Annotated in this window: 20 protein-coding genes; 7 read left to right on the top strand and 13 right to left on the bottom strand. The window is 58.1% G+C overall.

From position 1 onward, the window contains the following. Positions 1-48 precede the first annotated feature (48 nt). From IB212_RS07405 to nfsA, 11 genes are all read right to left on the bottom strand, one after another. Positions 49-1,518: an ATP-binding protein gene (locus tag IB212_RS07405; RefSeq protein ID WP_188245753.1), complete on the bottom strand. Its 1,470-nt coding sequence runs from the start codon at positions 1,516-1,518 to the stop codon at positions 49-51. Next, positions 1,502-2,209 (bottom strand): response regulator transcription factor, encoded by a 708-nt coding sequence (locus tag IB212_RS07400; RefSeq protein ID WP_041912037.1) that lies wholly within the window; start codon positions 2,207-2,209, stop codon positions 1,502-1,504. Before IB212_RS07400 ends, IB212_RS07405 begins: the two co-directional genes overlap by 17 nt. A gap of 72 nt (positions 2,210-2,281) precedes the next feature. Further along, entirely contained in the window at positions 2,282-3,409 is a 1,128-nt protein-coding gene (gene rlmC / locus IB212_RS07395; RefSeq protein WP_041910673.1) for a 23S rRNA (uracil(747)-C(5))-methyltransferase RlmC, read from the bottom strand. A gap of 40 nt (positions 3,410-3,449) precedes the next feature. Continuing rightward, positions 3,450-3,923: a YbjO family protein gene (locus IB212_RS07390; RefSeq protein WP_028012509.1), complete on the bottom strand. Its 474-nt coding sequence runs from the start codon at positions 3,921-3,923 to the stop codon at positions 3,450-3,452. Between the two features lie 65 nt (positions 3,924-3,988). Beyond that, positions 3,989-4,834, bottom strand: coding sequence for a putrescine ABC transporter permease PotI (gene potI / locus IB212_RS07385; RefSeq protein WP_028012508.1), 846 nt, complete (start codon positions 4,832-4,834; stop codon positions 3,989-3,991). Next, on the bottom strand, positions 4,831-5,784 hold the full coding sequence (potH, locus tag IB212_RS07380; RefSeq protein ID WP_041910674.1) for a putrescine ABC transporter permease PotH: 954 nt from the start codon (positions 5,782-5,784) through the stop codon (positions 4,831-4,833). The genes potI and potH overlap by 4 nt, the downstream gene beginning before the upstream one ends. A 9-nt stretch (positions 5,785-5,793) precedes the next feature. Then, positions 5,794-6,927 (bottom strand): putrescine ABC transporter ATP-binding subunit PotG, encoded by a 1,134-nt coding sequence (gene potG, locus IB212_RS07375; RefSeq protein ID WP_045630953.1) that lies wholly within the window; start codon positions 6,925-6,927, stop codon positions 5,794-5,796. Positions 6,928-7,030: 103 nt separating this feature from the next. Further along, positions 7,031-8,143, bottom strand: a complete 1,113-nt coding sequence (gene potF / locus IB212_RS07370) for a spermidine/putrescine ABC transporter substrate-binding protein PotF (protein ID WP_041910676.1) — start codon at positions 8,141-8,143, stop codon at positions 7,031-7,033. Between the two features lie 351 nt (positions 8,144-8,494). Beyond that, a complete protein-coding gene (locus tag IB212_RS07365) occupies positions 8,495-8,971 on the bottom strand; it encodes a YbjN domain-containing protein (protein WP_003858385.1) in 477 nt (158 codons plus the stop codon). Positions 8,972-9,034: 63 nt separating this feature from the next. Continuing rightward, positions 9,035-9,937: a 30S ribosomal protein S6--L-glutamate ligase gene (gene rimK, locus IB212_RS07360; RefSeq protein ID WP_028012504.1), complete on the bottom strand. Its 903-nt coding sequence runs from the start codon at positions 9,935-9,937 to the stop codon at positions 9,035-9,037. A 69-nt stretch (positions 9,938-10,006) separates the two neighbouring features. Continuing rightward, the gene (gene nfsA / locus IB212_RS07355; protein ID WP_028012503.1) at positions 10,007-10,729 is read right to left on the bottom strand and encodes a nitroreductase NfsA; all 723 of its coding nucleotides are present in this window, start codon (positions 10,727-10,729) and stop codon (positions 10,007-10,009) included. 185 nt (positions 10,730-10,914) lie between these two features. Between nfsA and IB212_RS07350 the strand changes: the two genes are divergently transcribed. Next, positions 10,915-11,184: a GrxA family glutaredoxin gene (locus tag IB212_RS07350; RefSeq protein WP_028012502.1), complete on the top strand. Its 270-nt coding sequence runs from the start codon at positions 10,915-10,917 to the stop codon at positions 11,182-11,184. Positions 11,185-11,214: 30 nt separating this feature from the next. On the opposite strand, the gene IB212_RS07345 is transcribed toward IB212_RS07350, so the two are convergent. After that, positions 11,215-11,583: an inner membrane protein YbjM gene (locus tag IB212_RS07345; RefSeq protein WP_080339193.1), complete on the bottom strand. Its 369-nt coding sequence runs from the start codon at positions 11,581-11,583 to the stop codon at positions 11,215-11,217. 279 nt (positions 11,584-11,862) lie between these two features. Here IB212_RS07345 and IB212_RS07340 point away from each other — a divergent pair, with 279 nt between their 5' ends. The 4 genes from IB212_RS07340 to arsC all read left to right on the top strand — a co-directional run bounded on the left by IB212_RS07340 (position 11,863) and on the right by arsC (position 15,896). Continuing rightward, the gene (locus tag IB212_RS07340) at positions 11,863-13,548 is read left to right on the top strand and encodes an aspartate:alanine antiporter (protein WP_014169303.1); all 1,686 of its coding nucleotides are present in this window, start codon (positions 11,863-11,865) and stop codon (positions 13,546-13,548) included. Between the two features lie 253 nt (positions 13,549-13,801). Continuing rightward, positions 13,802-14,122: a metalloregulator ArsR/SmtB family transcription factor gene (locus IB212_RS07335; RefSeq protein ID WP_041910678.1), complete on the top strand. Its 321-nt coding sequence runs from the start codon at positions 13,802-13,804 to the stop codon at positions 14,120-14,122. A gap of 40 nt (positions 14,123-14,162) precedes the next feature. Continuing rightward, the gene (locus IB212_RS07330; protein ID WP_163332975.1) at positions 14,163-15,452 is read left to right on the top strand and encodes an arsenic transporter; all 1,290 of its coding nucleotides are present in this window, start codon (positions 14,163-14,165) and stop codon (positions 15,450-15,452) included. 12 nt (positions 15,453-15,464) lie between these two features. Then, entirely contained in the window at positions 15,465-15,896 is a 432-nt protein-coding gene (gene arsC, locus IB212_RS07325) for a glutaredoxin-dependent arsenate reductase (RefSeq protein ID WP_041910680.1), read from the top strand. A gap of 21 nt (positions 15,897-15,917) precedes the next feature. Here the strand turns inward: arsC and IB212_RS07320 are convergent, their stop codons facing one another. Next, a complete protein-coding gene (locus tag IB212_RS07320; protein ID WP_028012492.1) occupies positions 15,918-16,469 on the bottom strand; it encodes a TetR/AcrR family transcriptional regulator in 552 nt (183 codons plus the stop codon). Positions 16,470-16,550: 81 nt separating this feature from the next. Between IB212_RS07320 and IB212_RS07315 the strand changes: the two genes are divergently transcribed. Together IB212_RS07315 and IB212_RS07310 are read left to right on the top strand one after the other, a co-directional pair. Then, a complete protein-coding gene (locus IB212_RS07315; RefSeq protein ID WP_041910681.1) occupies positions 16,551-17,765 on the top strand; it encodes an MFS transporter in 1,215 nt (404 codons plus the stop codon). Beyond that, on the top strand, positions 17,755-18,567 hold the full coding sequence (locus IB212_RS07310) for a Cof-type HAD-IIB family hydrolase (RefSeq protein ID WP_059355492.1): 813 nt from the start codon (positions 17,755-17,757) through the stop codon (positions 18,565-18,567). Before IB212_RS07315 ends, IB212_RS07310 begins: the two co-directional genes overlap by 11 nt. Positions 18,568-18,602: the final 35 nt, after the last annotated feature.

Genomic DNA, 18,602 nt, shown 5'->3' with positions numbered 1-18,602 from the left:
CGGGGGTGGTCTGTAGGCCGGGTAAGCGCAGCGCCACCCGGCAATTTCTCACAGCGGCACAAAGAACCTGAACCTCGCCCCGCTCACGGACTCCATCAGCCTGATCCCGCCGCCGTGCAGCTCCAGCATTCGCTTAACGATTAACAGCCCTAACCCGCCGCGGTTCTCCCGCGATGCCTGGGTATTCAGCGCCGAAGGCCGCTGGAACAGATCGTCGCGCAGCGAGGCATCCACGCCCGTTCCGGAGTCTGCCACTTCGACCTGAAGCTGTTCATTCTCCTGCCAGACCGCCAGACGAATTTCCCCGCCAGTGGGCGTATGACGCATCGCGTTATCGAGCAGGTTGGTCACCACGCGCTCGATCATCGACACATCGGCGTTTATCAGGGGCAGCGGCCCCGGCACGTCAATATGCAGATTCACCTCGCGCGTGCGGGCGGTAAGCTCAAACTTCTGCGCCACGTCGGAAATCAGCTCTCCCATCGCGAACCGTTCGCGCTGGGGTTTGATGCCGCCGTGCTCGAGGCGCGCCAGTTCGAAAAGCTGCTGGGAAAGATGTCGTACCTTTTGTCCCTGACGCAGCGCGGTGGCGAGATACTGCTGGTGCTCCTGCGGCGTCAGGGTGGCGGATTTGAGCGACAGGGTTTCGAGATAGCCCAGCAACGAGGTGAGCGGCGTGCGGAGATCGTGCGAAATATTGGCAATAAACTCCCGGCGCTGGCGATCGCTGTCGGCCAGCCGATCCCACTGTTGGGTGATTTTGCGCGCCAGCTCGATAAAGCTGTTGCGCAGGATCGCCACTTCATCTTTTGCCGCCGCGTCCGGCGTCTGTGCCGCCAGCAGCCTGATGGCGCTTATGCTGTCCTGCTCCAGCCCGGCGACCTCCACCGTCAGCTGTTTGACCGGGCGCGTGACCCAGTACCAGACCAGCAGCCCTGCCAGCAGCCCAAACAGCGCGACCCACAGCAATGACCAGAGCACCGTGCTCCAGAGCGCCTTATGCCAGGCCATTTCCGCCAGCGCGTTCGACTCCTCGCCCTGCAAAATGATGTACAGGTAGCCCTTAAGCTCGCCGTCCTGCCGCAGCGGCGTGGCGCTGAACACTTTTTTATTTTGACTGCGCGGGTCGTCGCCCAGTACCGGTATGGCGGTACCGCTCAGGAAGGTCTGAACCGGTGCCAGGTCGATTTTTTGCCGCTGAATATGGCCCGGCGGTGCGGCATCGGCCAGGATTTCGCCGTCCGGCGAGATAACGTACAGTTCAACGCTCGGGTTGAAGGTCATCAGCCGGTCGAACAGCGGCTTCAGCGCGGTGCGGTCAACCCTGCCCTGCGCGTCCAGAATCGGTTCCCGCTGGACGATCTGCTGCGCCAGGCCGCCCGACAACCGCTGCACCATCGCGTTGCCGTACTGCATACTGCTGTAGAGCTGTACCGCGCAGGCGACGGTCGCGCAGAGCATCATCAGCAGGACAAACAGCAGCGTCAGGCGCTGGCTCAGGCTAAAGCGGCGCATCATGGTTTGGCTCCGCAAATTTGTAACCCTTGCCCCAGACGGTGCGAATTATCTCCGGCTCGGCGGCGTCCTTCTCAATCTTGATGCGCAGGCGGTTGATATGGGTGTTGACGGTGTGCTCGTAGCCTTCGTGCTGATAGCCCCACACCTGCTCCAGCAGCGCCAGACGGGAAAACACCTCGCCGGGATGGCGGGCGAAGAAGTACAGCAGTTCGAATTCGCGCGGGGTGAGATCCACCACCTGGCCGTGAAGCAGCACGCTGCGCGCCAGAGGATCGATCGTCAGGCCGTGGGCCTGAATTTGCCCGTCAGCCTGCGCCTGCCCCATTGCCTGCTGGCGGCGGAACAGCGCTTTGATGCGCGCAATCAACTCCTGCACGGAGAACGGTTTTGCCAGATAGTCATCGGCGCCGGTTTCCAGCCCGGTGATCCGATCGGTTTCGCTGCTGCGGGCGCTGATGATGATCACCGGCAGGTAGCGGGTCATCTGGCGGATGCGGCGGCAGATCTCCAGGCCGTCAACGTTGGGCAGCATCAGGTCGAGGATCACCGCATCCCACGGCTGTTTTTCAAGGCGCTGCAGGGCGTTGCCCCCGTCGGGCTCGTGGGTGATGGCGTAGCCTTCGTCTTCTAAGTTGAGCCGCAGAAGCGCCGCGATATCGTGGTCGTCTTCCACCAGCAGGATTTGCTTCATGAGTAAGCCTTTATTCATCTCTTATGACGTAAGCTTACCTGATTTTATGGGCGGGCAGAGTTCACATTTTGTTTAAGATTTCACGAGCAACGTCAGGACTTCATAATGCGCGGTATGCGGGAACATATCGAAAAGCTGCACGCGTGCAATGCGATAGCCCGGCAGTTGAGCGATGTCTTTCGCCATGGTCTGTGCGTTACAGCTTGAATAGACGATGTATTCCGGCGCCATCTGGCTCAGGTAGTCGCACAGGGATTTGCCAATCCCACGACGCGGCGGATTAACCAGCACCAGCTCCGGCACGTTGCCCTGACCGGTCGCGAACTGCGTGGAGTCCAGCGCCTGGAAGTGCAGATTGGTTAACCCCAACTCGGCGGCGGACTGCTTTGCGCAGGCAATCGCTTCGGCAGAGATCTCAATCCCGGTGAGCTGCATCTCAGGCGTGGCGCAGTGCAGGCCAAAACCGCCCACGCCGCAGAACAGGTCCCACATATGATGGATGTTTAACGCGCGCACCCAGTCGCGGGCGGTGGCGTACAGGCTGCTTGCCACGGTCGGGTTGGTCTGGAAGAAGCTTTGCGGGCGGATCCACAGCGGCACGTCGTTGAAGCTCTCCGCCAGCGCGTGCTGGTCGGTGAAGAAAACCTCTTTCTCCCCTTCCATGATCGCCATATGCACCGGCTGAATGTTTGCGGTAATCACCTTTAACTGAGGAAGCTGTTCCTGCAGCCACGGCAGCGCCGCGCGCAGCTGCTCCAGCTTGGCTTCCGAACGCAGCACGAAGCGCAGCATCATGCCGCCGTCGATCTGGCTTTCCGTCAGGAGAAGGTACTTCAGCTCGCCACGCCTGCGGGCAACGTTGTAAGGCGTTAACCCCGCGCGAGCGATAAACGGTTTCAGTGCGGCAAAGACCGGTGCAAAGGAGTCGGGATACAGCGGGCAGTCGGTTAAGTCTTCCGGCGTGCCGTCGCGGTGCAGCATCCCCAGCAGCGGTTTTTCAACGCTGCCGCTGACCACCATTTTGGCTTTGTTGCGAAAGCCCTGCTCCGGGCCGCTGACGGGTGCGCACCACTCGCCCACCGCGTGCGCTGCCAGCAGCTGTTGCAGGTCGGCCATTTTGGCGGTGAGTTGTTGAGAAACCGGTTGTTCTATCCACTGACAGGAGCGGCAGCGTCCGGCGTCATAGAGTGCGCACTGCATATGAAAACCTTAAGGAAAACGAGGGCTGCGATTATACACATTATTGCAGTCGGAAGAACCGTCGACTGGACGCCGGAACGAAAAGCAGGCAGAGCACCAGCATATCCGGCAGTTTTTGCATGACCAGCGCATGGAAAATCTCACGTCGCGACTCACCCGGAATGCTGAACAGCTCAGGATAGCCATAGCCCAGCGAGGCGGCCCACAGATAGCTTGCGGCGGTCACCTGGGTGAGCAGATAGACCCAGCGCGCCCAGTTTCGCCCTTTGACCAGCGAAAACGCGCAGTAGATCTCGATAAACACCAGCACCAGGCTGCTTAAAAAGACCAGCGTCAGATTCCACGTCTGCACGCTGCGGTGAATGAATTCCCCGATGCCGCGCACGCCCAGCGTATTCAAAATCATCAGCACGTCCAGGCAGCGGATCATAATAATGGCGAGCGCCGCCACCTGAACCAGCGCAGGAACGTTAGGACGAGCGTGCGTAATACGTGATTTTTTTACTAATCCCAATGTTTTACTTCCCTGAAAAACAGTGCCGCGTCATGCGCGGCACATCACCGGAAATATTAAATCCTTCAGCCGCGTCTTGCACGCTGGATATCGCGCACGCGCTGTTTTTCCGCGCGCGCCATCAAATACCAGGCGATAAATCCGACAATTCCGACCACGCCGAGGATGATAGAGGCCAGAGCATTGATCTCCGGGTTCACCCCCATGCGCACGCTGGAGAAGACCAGCATCGGCAGCGTCGTCGCGCCCGGCCCTGAGACAAAGCTGGCAATAACCAGATCGTCGAGGGAGAGCGTGAACGCCAGCAGCCAGCCGGAGATCACCGCCGGCATAATCATTGGCAGGGTAATGATGAAAAAGACCTTTAGTGGCGTGGCGCCGAGATCCATCGCCGCCTCTTCAATGGAGCGGTCCAGCTCGCGCAGGCGCGAGGAGATCACCACCGCCACATACGCGGTACAGAAGGTGACGTGCGCCAGCCAGATGGTGAGCATGCCGCGATCCGCTGGCCAGCCGATGGCGTGCGCCAGGGCCACGAACAGCAGCAGCAGCGACAGGCCGGTAATGACGTCCGGCATCACCAGCGGGGCAGTGATCATAAAGGCGAAACCGTTTGAGCCGCGAAAACGCCCGAAGCGCACCATCACCAGCGCGGCGATGGTGCCCAGAACGCAGGCCATCGTGGCCGCCAGCGCGGCAATGGTCAGGCTCAGCCCCACCGCGCTCATCATTGCGTCGTCGTGGAACAGCTCGCTGTACCAGCGCGTCGACCAGCCCGCCCAGACCGTCACCAGTTTGGAACTGTTGAACGAGTAGATCACCAGCATCAGCATCGGCGCATACAGGAAGGTGAAGCCGATAACGAGGATCAGAATGCGCCACGGGGAGCGTACTACCGGTAAGTTGTTCATCCGCGATCTCCCATCTGTTTCTGCTGATGCTTATGGAACCACATGATCGGGACGATCAGCAGAAGGAGCATGATAATCGCCACCGCCGAGGCCACCGGCCAGTCGCGGTTATTGAAGAACTCCTGCCACAGCACGCGGCCAATCATGATGCTGTCCGGCCCGCCGAGCAGTTCCGGGATCACAAACTCCCCGACCGCCGGAATAAACACCAGCATCGACCCGGCAATGATTCCGCCTTTGGTCAGCGGGACAATCACGCTGAAGAAGGTCTTCAGCGGACGCGCGCCGAGATCGAGCGAGGCTTCCACCAGCGAGTAGTCAATCCGCGTCAGGGCGGTGTAAATCGGCAGCACCATAAACGGCAGATAGGCATACACAATGCCGATATAGACCGCAAGGTTGGTGTGCAGGATGGTCAGCGGCTGATCGATGACCCCAAGCCACATCAGAAAATTATTCAGCACCCCGTTGTTTTTCAGGATCCCCATCCACGCGTAAACGCGTATCAGAAACGATGTCCACGACGGCAGGATCACCAGCAGCAGCAGGATGTTGCGCGTTGACGGCTTGCTGTGCGCCACGGCCCACGCCAGCGGGTAGCCCATCACCAGACAGCAGAGCGTCGAGATCGCCGCCACCTGCAGAGACTGCAGATAGGCTTCGAAATAGAGCGGATCCTCGGTGAGCTGGAGGAAGTTGCCCAGATTCAGCGTCAGCGTCAGCTGCCCGTCGGCCCACTCCCACAGATCGGTATATGGCGGGATCGCCCGCGCCATCTCCGCCAGGCTGATCTTAAAGACGATCAGGAAAGGCAGCAGGAACAGCAGGATCAGCCACACGTAAGGCATGGCGATTACCAGCTTGCGCCCGTGGTTCATCTTAAGGCGCGTCAGCCAGTGGGCAAAGCCGCCCGGTTTTTTGACGCGGGCTGGAGGTTCAAGTGTGCTCATGATCGCTCCTTATACCGTCAGCACGACGCAGCTGTCCGCGTCCCAGCACAGGCGCACTTCGTCGCCCCAGGTCGGCTGCCCCTTGCGGTAGCGATGTTCGTTCTGTAGCTGCGCGCTGAGCATCTGTCCGCTTTTCAGGCGCACGTGGTAAATGGAGAGATCGCCCAGATAGGCAATGTGCACCACTTCCCCGACGGCAAAGTTATAGCCATCGGCAGGCGGATCGTCACAGAGCATGATCTTCTCCGGGCGCAGCGCCACGTAGACCGGCACGTTATCCACCACCGAGCTGTCAGGATCGACCTTAAGCGGATGCTGCAGCCCCGGTGATTCGATGACCAGACCATCCTCCTGACGATCCTTCAGCAGCCCTTCAAAAACGTTGACCGATCCGATGAACTCCGCGCTGTAGCGGGTGGTCGGATGCTCGTAAATCTCTTCCGGCTCGCCAATCTGCACGAACTTCCCGCGGTTCATGATCGCGATACGCCCGGCCATGGTCATGGCCTCTTCCTGGTCATGGGTGACCATCACGCAGGTCACCCCCACGCGCTCGAGGATATCGACCACTTCGAGCTGCATACGGTCGCGCAGCTTTTTGTCCAGGGCGCCCATCGGCTCGTCGAGCAGCAGCAGTTTCGGGCGTTTCGCCAGGCTTCTCGCCAGCGCCACGCGCTGACGCTGACCGCCGGAAAGCTGGTGCGGCTTACGCTTCGCGAACTCCTGCATATGCACCAGGCTCAGCATTTCGGCCACGCGCGCGGTGATTTCGGCTTTCGGCAGCTTGTCCTGCTTCAGGCCAAAGGCGATGTTTTGCTCCACCGTCATGTGCGGAAACAGCGCGTAGGACTGGAACATCATGTTAATCGGGCGCTGATACGGCGGCACGCTGGAGAGATCCACGCCATCGAGCATAATTTGCCCGGCGGTAGGCTGTTCAAAACCGGCCAGCATACGCAGCAGGGTCGATTTACCGCAGCCCGATGCGCCCAGTAGCGCGAATATTTCGCCTTTATAGATAGTCAGGCTGACGTCGTCCACGGCATGCTGGCCATCGAAAGATTTGGTGAGGTTACGAATTTCAAGAAGCGGGGTCAGCGCTTTACGGACTTTCGCCTGCGGGCGGGGGATCGCGTCATTCACGGGGTGCTCTCCGGTAGAGATCAAATCATGGTGCAGGCGCACCAGAACGGTGCGCCTGTTGCCGGGGGCGCTAACGCTTGCCCGGCCTACGACTCACGGTAACTTATTTACCGCTCTTCACCTTGGTCCACGCGCGGGTACGTACGCGGTCAATTTTTGGATCCTGAACCTTCAGGGTGAACAGCTTGGCGAACACGTCCGCTGGCGGATAGATTGCCGGGTTACTGCGGATCGCTTCGCTCACCAGCGGCACGGAGGCCTTGTTACCATTGGCGTAGTAAACGTGGTCGCTGATGTGGGCGATCACCTCAGGACGCATCAGGTAGTTAAGGAACTGGTAGGCTTCGTCTTTGTTTTTCGCGTCAGCCGGCATGGCGAAGACGTCAAAGAAGGCCAGCGCCCCCTCTTTCGGAATGAAGTAGGACACATTCACGCCGTTTTTCGCCTCTTTCGCGCGGTTCGCCGCCTGCCACACGTCCCCAGCCCAGCCGATTGCCACGCAGATGTCGCCGTTCGCCAGGTCGTTGATGTACTGTGACGAGTGGAAGTAGCGAATGTTTGGACGCAGCTTCAGCAGCAGATCGGTCGCCGGGCCGGTGTAATCATCGGCTTTATTGCTGTTCGGGTCTTTGCCCAGGTAGTTCAGCACGGTGGCGAAAATCTCTTCCGGCGCATCGAGGAAGGAGACGCCGCAGCTTTTCAGCTTCTCAAGGTTTTCCGGCTTCAGCACCACGTCCCAGCTGTCCAGCTTAACGTCCGGGCCCAGCGCGGCTTTGACTTTATCCACGTTGTAGCCGATACCGGTGGTCGCCCACAGGTAAGGCATGGCGTATTTGTTGTCTGGGTCGTGCTTCGCCACCAGCTTCAGCACTTCCGGATCGAGGTTTTTCCAGTTCGATAACTTGCTCTTGTCCAGCGGCTGGAAGACGCCCGCCGTCAGCTGACGCTCAAGGAAGCTTGCGGAAGGTACGACCAGGTCAAAACCGGTGCTGCCTGCCATCAGCTTTCCTTCCAGCACTTCGTTGGAATCGAAAACGTCATAGACCACTTTAATGCCGGTCTCTTTTTCAAAATTAGCGACCGTGTCCGGCGCAATATAGTCAGACCAGTTGTATACGTGCAGCGTTTTTTGTTCCGCAGCGAGCGTGCCGGCAGAGACGGCCATCAGAGCACCCGCAACCAGACCCGATAACCATTTTTTATTCAAGGCGATCATAGTGTTATTCCTTCTGAAAGCTCGTTAACAAACGAACTAAAACTGTGCAATCAGGATATATGCAAAAATCATGCATAGTTTGTCGCTCTGCTCAAAATAAAAAGAAACCTCTTTACCCGGCAGCTTCCGCTCGCTTTTTTAAGCATCGCAAGAATAACTGTAGCCCGTGTCTCCGGCTATAGCCCAGACGAAAAAACGCCTTTTATCAATTTTTTATGCAGGTTAAGTCTACGTGATAAGCCGAAATGGCCTCGAGGGAGGTGAAAAATTCTTTAAAGAAAGGTTAAAGGCAGCAGAAAAAATGGCCTTCTGCAGCCGCTATGGCAGCGACTGCGCAAAAGTCAGACAGGCTTAGTGAAGAAAATTGGGAGATGCATCATTATTCTCAGCATCGTCTTCCGCGCTATACAGCAGATGATGTGCATTGGCTTCCATCATAACCATGGAAATTTGCTCTTCGCTCAGGCGCATAAACCAGGCGAACTGCTTGAACGACAGCCCCGCCCCGGAGAATAAAGACTGGCAAACGACCAGTTTTGGCAGATTATCGTCCTGTATATCGAGAAATGCTTTCACCGTCAAAGAACTGGCGTTGATAGCCGAGAGATCGGAGGCCAGCGCCAGCAGCGCGGAGGGCTTCACTTCGGCCAGCGCGGAAAAAAGGATCACGTCGTTAATCAGATCGATTTTGGCATCGAAAATGCCGTCGAAATTCTGCATATGAGGCAGATGCAGCGCCTGGCAGGAATCACATTCGAAGAAGGTGATCCCGGCATCATCAAGCCATTGACGTAACGTATCCAGTGTAGGTACGACCTGTAAATCCATCGCTGTGCAGCCTCTTTAGTAAAAACTTCGCATAGGGTACTCAAAAAGCGCCCGGTAATCCATTTAACCGCCCGTTTTCAGACAGTAACCCGGAGTGGCATGACGCTCGATCCATGAGATCATTTTACCTGCAATATCGACCCCTGTGGTTTTTTCCACACCTTCCAGCCCCGGGGAGGCGTTCACCTCCATCACCAGCGGCCCGCGCGTCGCCCGAAGAAGGTCCACGCCCGCTACGTCCAGCCCCAGGGTTTGCGCCGCTTTCACGGCTATTTCCCGTTCGCGTTCGCTAATATCGGCTACCCGCGCAACGCCGCCGCGGTGAAGGTTAGAGCGGAAGTCGCCCTCTTTGGCCTGGCGCTCGATGGCCGCCACGACCTCGTTCCCCACCACGAAACAGCGAATGTCGCGCCCTTTCGCCTCTTCAATGTACTCCTGCACCAGAATGTGCGCATTCAGCCCGCGAAAGGCGTCGATCACGCTCTCCGCCGCCTGACGCGTTTCCGCTAACACCACGCCAATGCCCTGCGTGCCTTCCACCAGCTTGATCACCAAAGGCGCGCCGCCCACCATATCGATGAGATCGCTGGTGTCGTCCGGTGAATGGGCAATGCCCGTGACGGGAAGATCGATCCCCTGTCGGGCGAGCAGCTGCAGGGAGCGCAGCTTGTCGCGGGCGCGGGAAATGGCGACGGATTCGTTGAGCGGATAGCTGCCCAGCATCTCGAACTGGCGCAGCGCGGCGGTGCCGTAGTAGGTAATCTGGGAGCCGATGCGGGGGATGACAGCATCGAAGTGCGGCAGCTTGCGGCCTTTGTAGTGAATCGACGAGGCGGCGGGGTCGATGTTCATATAGCAGGACATCGGGTCGAGGATCTCAACCTGATGCCCGCGTTTCGCCGCCGCTTCTCGCAGGCGCTTACATGAATAGAGCGTTCCGTCCCGGGACAATATGGCAATTTTCACCCTGCACCTCTCTGAAGACATGGAAAAAGCCTGCATATCATATACGCAGGCAGGCGCAGGAGGAATGGACTATCGCGTTGCCCAGCCCTGCTTGTGCAGATACTCAAGAATAAACGGGCGGTTTTCTTTGATGATGGTGCGGCGAATATGGTCCGTCCAGGTGTCGCGACGGTTATTGCTGCCGCGCGTCATGTAGTAGTTCGCCAGCTCTTCGTCGTATTGATTCAGGACATCCTGATCGACCGGCTGGTAATGGTTTTCATGCACCAGCATCGCGGCAGGAATGCGCGGCTTGAGATCCGGGTTGTCCGCCGGCCAGCCGAGGCACAGGCCAAACAGCGGCAGCACGTGTTTTGGCAGCTTCAGCAGGTCGGTCACGCTTTGAATGTTGTTACGCAGCCCGCCGATATAGACACCGCCTAACCCCAGCGATTCCGCGGCCGTAAAGGCGTTTTGCGCCATCAGCGCGGTATCCACCACGCCCAGCAGCAGCTGTTCGGCCAGCCCAAGTTCCGCCTCAGGGCAGATCTGCAGGTGGCGGTTAAAGTCGGCGCAGAACACCCAGAACTCGGCTGCCTGAGCCACATGCTTCTGCCCGCCGGTGAGCGTCACCAGCTGTTCACGCATGGCTTTATCGGTAATGCGGATAATTGAGCTGCACTGCAAAAAGCTGGAGCTGGAGGTGGCTCTTGCGCTGTCGATAATCGCATTACGCTGCGCCTCGGTAATCGGCTCATCGGTAAAGTGGCGAATGGAGCGGTGGGACTGGAGCAGGTCTATGGTTGGCGTCATCTTGTCTCTCTTTAGTCTTGCTTAATACGTATGGCAGCCAGTATAGGCAATGATGTGCGCGGTGTAATTGGCGAAACATAGCTCATAGGTATTATAACGACAGGCGAAACCTTCTTTAATGACGGCGGGTTATGGGGCACTATACGTGTCATTCGCCGTCAGGCTTGTTTTTTGAGGAGAGAGAAATGTTTGCAGTAATTTTTGGTCGTCCAGGGTGCCCTTACTGTGTGCGCGCGAAAGAGCTGGCTGAGAAACTGACCGAAGAGCGCGATGACTTCAACTTCCGCTATGTGGACATCCACGCGGAAGGCATCACCAAGGCCGACCTGGAAAAAACCGTCGGTAAGCCGGTTGAAACCGTGCCGCAGATCTTCCTCGATCAGAAACACATCGGCGGTTGCACCGACTTTGAGGCCTACGCCAAAGAGCATCTGGGCCTGTTTGCCGAGCAGTAATGAAGAGACGCCCTCACCCTGAGGGCGTTTTTATTTGCGGTGCCGTCGGTGCTGAACCAGGCTGCGCACAAACAGGTAGCACAGCGCGCCAAGCGCGCACCAGAATACGCCGCTCAGCAACCACGCCAGCTCCTGCCAGAAACTCCGCGTTGAAATATACATCAGGCGCATCATCAGCAGACACAGCGGTGCAGCGAGCATGGCGCCGAGCAGCGGTTTCACCACCTCCCCTTGACGGGAGAGAAAACTGGCGGCAGCCCCAGGCAACGTGAAGAAGAGCAACCCCAGCTCAGGATGCCCGGACGCCCTGAACGCGCCCTTTACATTAAATGCGAGCGACATGCACACGACCGTGAACAGCAAAAAACAGCTGATCACCCCCGCCCAGTTTCGTTTCATATTCAAACTATCCTCCTGACTTATCTCTATCAAATACACATTCGTCGGGTAGACGCCCAGTCAGATAAAGCAGTGCGGCAATCCATGCCAAAGTACGCACAGGGTGATGCGATAATCAGTAGCTGTCAGTAGCTAATGCGATTAAACTACACGCCAGCTAATGTTTTAGGGAATAAAGCAGGAAACAGGGAGCGTTAGCGCTTTTCCCTGATCCAGAAAACAGTAGCCCAAAAAGTCCTTTCATTCAACAACTTACTGGTAAACAAGAAGTTAGCCTCCGTGAATATAAACGTCGCAGACTTGTTAAATGGGAATTACATCCTGTTATTATTTGTGGTACTGGCGCTGGGTCTTTGCCTGGGTAAATTGCGTCTGGGTTCGGTTCAACTCGGTAATTCCATTGGCGTTTTAGTCGTCTCCTTATTATTAGGCCAGCAGCACTTCAGCATTAACACGGACGCGCTGAACTTAGGTTTTATGCTGTTTATTTTTTGCGTTGGCGTAGAAGCGGGACCTAACTTTTTTTCAATTTTCTTCCGCGACGGCAAAAATTATCTGATGCTGGCGCTGGTGATGGTCGGCAGCGCGCTGCTGATCGCGTTAGGACTGGGCAAACTGTTTGGCTGGGATATCGGGCTTACGGCCGGTATGCTGGCCGGCTCCATGACCTCCACCCCCGTGCTCGTGGGCGCCGGTGATACGCTGCGGCATTCCGGCATGGCGGGCGCGCAGCTCTCTACCGCCCTCGACCATCTGAGCCTGGGCTACGCCCTGACCTATCTGATTGGTCTGGTGAGCCTGATCGTTGGCGCACGCTACCTGCCAAAACTGCAGCACCAGGATCTGCAGACCAGCGCCCAGCAAATCGCCCGCGAGCGCGGTCTGGATACCGACTCCAAACGTAAAGTCTATCTCCCGGTTATCCGCGCCTACCGCGTCGGGCCGGAGCTGGTGGCATGGGCAGACGGCAAAAATCTTCGCGAACTGGGGATTTACCGCCAGACCGGCTGCTACATCGAACGTATCCGCCGCAACGGCATTCTGGCGAACCCGGACGGCGACGCGGTGCTGCAGATGGGCGACGACATCGCGCTGGTGGGTTACCCGGACGCCCACGCCCGTCTCGACCCGAGCTTCCGTAACGGCAAAGAGGTGTTCGACCGCGACCTGCTCGACATGCGCATCGTCACCGAAGAGATCGTGGTGAAAAACCATAACGCCGTGGGCCGCCGCCTGGCGCAGCTGAAGCTGACCGACCACGGCTGCTTCCTCAACCGGGTGATCCGCAGCCAGATTGAGATGCCCATCGACGATAACGTCGTGCTCAACAAAGGCGACGTGCTGCAGGTCAGCGGCGACGCGCGACGCGTAAAAACCGTTGCCGACCGCATCGGCTTTATCTCCATTCACAGCCAGGTCACCGACCTGCTGGCCTTCTGCGCCTTCTTCATCGTTGGCCTGATGATCGGGATGATTACCTTCCAGTTCAGCAACTTCAGCTTCGGCATCGGTAACGCTGCCGGTCTGCTGTTCGCCGGGATCATGCTGGGCTTCCTGCGAGCCAACCATCCGACCTTCGGCTACATTCCGCAGGGCGCGCTGAACATGGTGAAAGAGTTCGGTCTGATGGTGTTTATGGCGGGCGTCGGCCTGAGCGCAGGCAGCGGCATCGGCCACAGCCTGGGCGCCGTCGGCTGGCAGATGCTGGTTTCCGGCCTTATCGTCAGCCTGGTGCCGGTGGTGATCTGCTTCCTGTTCGGCGCCTACGTGCTGCGTATGAACCGCGCCCTGCTGTTCGGGGCAATGATGGGGGCGCGTACCTGTGCCCCGGCGATGGAAATCATCAGCGATACAGCGCGCAGCAACATCCCAGCGCTGGGGTATGCAGGCACCTATGCTATCGCGAACGTACTGCTGACGCTGGCGGGTACGCTGATTATCATCATCTGGCCGGGACTCGGATAACTCCTAAGTTTGCGCGTAATGAAAAAATTTTTGTAACGCGCAGAACTTTTTTAGCAGGGGGCAGTCATAACTAGTGCCACTGCTTTTCTTTGATGTCCCCAATTTGTGGAGCCCATCAACCCCGCCGTTTTGGTTCAAGGTTGATGGGTTTTTTGTTGCCTGAAATTCCCCTTCCTGTAATCTGACCTTCTCTCTTCCCACCAAAACATATATGATTAAACGAATATGATTTAATCTACCCTCAGGAACACCCATGATCCACCCGCTCCAGATCTTCAAAATCCTCTCCGACGAAACGCGACTCGCCATCGTCATGCTGCTCCGTGAAGCGGGCGAGCTGTGTGTCTGCGATCTCTGCTCCGCCACCAGCGAACCGCAGCCGAAAGTCTCCCGCCACATGGCCTTGCTGCGCGAGTCCGCGCTGGTTATCGATCGTCGCGAGGGCAAATGGGTCCATTACCGTCTCTCTCCCAACATGCCGGCATGGGCGGCAGCCGTTATCGACACCAGCTGGAACTGCCTGCGGGAAGAGACGCGCATGAAGCTGAAAAACCGACTCCCGGGCTCATGCTAATCAAAACATATTCATGAAATCAGATATAACGGAGTAAGCAATGTTTCTGGCAGGGGCAATTTTTCTGTTTACGCTGGTACTGGTTATCTGGCAGCCCAAAGGGCTCAGTATCGGCTGGAGCGCGACCATTGGCGCCGTGCTGGCGCTGGCCAGCGGGGTAATTCACATTAACGATATACCTGTGGTCTGGAATATCGTCTGGAACGCCACGGCGACGTTTATCGCCGTCATCATTATCAGCCTGCTGCTGGATGAGTCCGGCTTTTTCGAGTGGGCGGCGCTGCACGTTGCCCGCTGGGGAAACGGTCGCGGGCGATTGCTGTTTACTTATATCGTGCTGCTGGGCGCAGCCGTGGCGGCGCTGTTTGCCAATGACGGTGCGGCACTGATCCTGACCCCTATCGTCATCGCCATGCTGCTGGCGTTGGGGTTCAGCAAGCAGGCCACGCTGGCGTTTGTGATGGCGGCAGGTTTTATCGCCGATACCGCCAGCCTGCCGCTGATTGTGTCCAACCTGGTCAACATCGTGTCGGCAGACTTCTTTAAGCTGGGGTTCAGCGAATACGCCTCGGTGATGATCCCCGTTGATATCGCCGCGATTGTTGCAACGCTGGTGATGCTGCATCTTTTCTTCCGCAAGGAAATTCCCCCAGAATATGACCTGGCGAAACTTCAGGAGCCCGCGCGGGCCATTCACGATCTCCCGACGTTCAGAACGGGCTGGATCGTGCTACTGCTTCTGCTCGTTGGCTTCTTTGTGCTTGAACCTCTCGGCATTCCGGTCAGCGCCATCGCCACCGTCGGCGCGCTGATTTTATTCGCTGTTGCAAAACGGGGACATGCAATAAACACCGGAAAAGTGCTGCGCGGCGCACCCTGGCAAATTGTTATTTTCTCGCTCGGGATGTATCTGGTGGTGTATGGCCTGCGCAATGCCGGGCTGACGGATTATCTTACTGGCGTGCTGAATAGCCTGGCCGGACACGGACTGTGGGCCACCACGCTGGGAACCGGGTTCATCACCGCGTTCCTGTCATCCATAATGAACAATATGCCCACGGTGCTGATTGGCGCGCTCTCCATTGAGGGCAGTACGGCGACGGGATTGCTCAAGGACGCGATGATTTACGCCAACGTGATTGGCTGCGATCTGGGGCCGAAAATCACGCCTATCGGTAGCCTCGCCACCCTGCTCTGGCTCCACGTGCTGGCGCAGAAAAACATGACGATTACCTGGGGCTACTATTTCCGGACGGGCATCATCATGACGCTGCCGGTCCTGTTTGTGACGCTCGCCGCGCTGGCGCTACGTCTCTCCTTCACACTGTAATGAGCCACTGATATGAGCCACATCACCATTTACCACAACCCAGCCTGCGGCACCTCGCGCAATACGCTGGAGATGATCCGCAACAGCGGCACGGAGCCGGAGATTATCCTCTATCTGGAAACCCCGCCGTCGCGCGATAAGCTGACCACCCTGATTGCCGATATGGGGATTTCGGTGCGGGATCTGCTGCGCAAAAACGTGGAGCCCTATGAACAGCTCGGCCTGGCCGAAGATATCTTCAGCGACGACCAGCTTATCGACTTTATGCTGCAACACCCGATCCTGATTAACCGTCCGATTGTGGTCACGCCGCTGGGCACCCGCCTGTGCCGCCCGTCTGAAGTTGTCCTCGACATTCTGCCGGACGCGCAGAAAGGAGCGTTTACGAAAGAGGATGGCGAAGCCGTCGTGGACGCCAGCGGGAAAAAAATCGAACACAGGTAAAACAGGCAGGGCGAGTGATGCCTAAGGGTTTCCCTCGCCCGCAATTCTCCCCACCATCGCCCGAATTTCCTCCCGGCTTAATGGCTCTCGGTCAGTCACATAGTGCAGCGTCATCCCTTCGATGAAGGCATCCAGCGCGCGGGTGGTGACCGGGTCGAACCACTGCTCCAGCGTGGTCTGGCTCATCTTCATCCAGTCCTGCATCACCGTTTTGAGCGCCGCGCTGCGGTGCATAAAGGCGTAAAGCTGGTACATCAGCGCCATGTTGTGCGGCGTGGTCACCTGCGAGCTGTGGATCAAGGTGGTGATGGATTCACACGCCATTTCCGGCCCGGTGACGCCCGCGAAGAAATCCCGGTACTGCTGCGACATCTGGCGGGTAAACCACGTGAAGGCCTCCTCCAGCAGCGGCTCCATGCCGTCGAAATAGTAGGTCATTGACCCCAGCGGCACGCCCGCGCAGGTGGCGATTTTGCGGTGCGTGACGGCGTGAATACCGTGTTCGGCAATGGTGTCCAGCGTCGCCTGGAGAATTTTTTCACGTCGATGCGGATCGTTCGGTGGTCTGCTCATAAATCCCTCACCTGGTTTGTGTACAAATGTACACAAACTTGCTAGTGTTGTCGCTACTGTTGTACTTCTGGTGCTACCCCAATGACGCTGACCTCTTCCCGCAACGCCCTGCGACTACGCATGTGGGCATTGTTTATGTTCTTCTTTATTCCCGGTCTGCTGATGGCCTCCTGGGCCACACGCACGCCCGCCATACGCGACATTTTGTCCGTCTCTACCGCGGAGATGGGCATCGTGCTGTTCGGCCTGTCGATAGGCTCCATGAGCGGCATTCTCTGCTCCGCGTGGCTGGTGAAGCGCTTTGGCACGCGGGCGGTGATCCGCACCACCATGTGCTTCGCGGTAATTGGGATGATCGTGCTAAGCGTCGCGCTGTGGTTTGCCTCGCCGGTGCTGTTTGCCCTGGGGCTGACGGTATTTGGCGGCAGCTTCGGCTCGGCAGAGGTTGCGATTAACGTTGAAGGGGCGGCGGTCGAGCGCGAGATGAACAAAACCGTGCTGCCCATGATGCACGGCTTTTACAGCCTCGGCACGCTCGCCGGCGCGGGCGTCGGCATGGCGCTGACGGCCTTTGGCATGAGCGCGAATCTGCATATCCTGCTGGCGGCGCTGGTATGCATCATTCCGATCCTGACCGGCATTCGGGCGATCCCGAACGGTACCGGCAAGAATTCCGCTGAAGAACAGCATTCGACGGAAAAAGGGCTGCCCTTCTACCGCGATTTCCAGCTGATGCTCATCGGCGTGGTGGTGCTGGCGATGGCCTTCGCGGAAGGTTCTGCCAACGACTGGCTGCCGCTGCTGATGGTGGACGGCCACGGCTTTAGTCCGACCTCCGGCTCGCTGATCTACGCCGGGTTTACGCTGGGGATGACCGTCGGGCGCTTCACCGGCGGCTGGTTTATCGACCGCTACAGCCGCGTCGCGGTAGTGCGCGCCAGCGCCCTGCTCGGCGGCCTGGGTATCGCGATGATCGTCTTTGTGGACGTGGACTGGATTGCCGGGGTCTCGGTGATCCTCTGGGGTCTGGGCGCGTCGCTCGGCTTCCCGCTGACTATTTCGGCCGCCAGCGACACCGGCCCGGATGCCCCGACCCGCGTCAGCGTGGTGGCGACCACGGGCTACCTCGCCTTCCTGGTCGGGCCGCCGCTGCTCGGTTTCCTCGGTGAGCACTACGGGTTGCGCAGCGCCATGCTGGTGGTGTTAGGGTTGGTGATTATCGCGGCGCTGGTGGCGCGCGCGGTGGCAAAGCCGGAAACGGAACAAACGTCAATGGAGAAGGGATATGAGCGTTAAACTGATCGCCGTCGACATGGATGGCACATTCCTGAGTGATGCCAAGACCTATAACCGCCCGCGCTTTCTGGCGCAGTATGCGCGCATGAAGGAGCAAGGCATTCGCTTTGTGGTCGCCAGCGGCAACCAGTATTACCAGCTGATCTCGTTCTTCCCGGAGATCGCGCATGAAATTGCCTTTGTTGCCGAAAACGGCGGCTGGGTGGTCGATGCCGGGGAAGATGTGTTCAACGGCGAGCTGACAAAAGCGCATTTCAGCACCGTGGCCACCGTCTTAAACGACGTCCCCGGCATTGAGATTATCGCCTGCGGGAAAGGCAGCGCCTACACGCTTAAGGCCTATGACGATGCCTTCATTGATATCGCGTCAAAATATTATCACCGCCTCGAAAGGGTGCAGGATTTCAACAGCCTGAACGACATCTTCTTCAAGTTCGGGCTCAACGTTTCCGATGACGAAATTCCGCGCATTCAGGCGCTGCTGCATGAAAAGCTAAGTGACATTATGGTGCCCGTCACCACCGGTCACGGCAGCATTGACCTGATTATCCCCGGCGTGCATAAAGCCAACGGCCTGCGGATCCTGCAAACGCGCTGGGGCATCGAGGACAGCGAAGTGGTGGCCTTTGGTGACAGCGGCAACGACGTGGAGATGCTGCGTCAGTCCGGGTTCAGCTTTGCGATGGCAAATGCCAAACCGCATATTAAAGCGGAGGCGCGCTTTGAAGCTCCGCATAATAACGAGGAAGGCGTTTTAAACGTGATTGAGAAGGTGTTGAACGGGGAGGCACCGTTTAATTGACCGCGTGCGGTCTGGCGGCCTCGCCCCTCACCCAG

Origin of the sequence: Enterobacter sp. E12 (genome assembly GCF_014596715.2) — a bacterium.
GTDB lineage: Bacteria > Pseudomonadota > Gammaproteobacteria > Enterobacterales > Enterobacteriaceae > Enterobacter > Enterobacter bugandensis.
The sequence above is the reverse complement of the archived record's forward strand: the minus strand, read 5'-3'. Positions and strand labels throughout refer to the sequence as shown.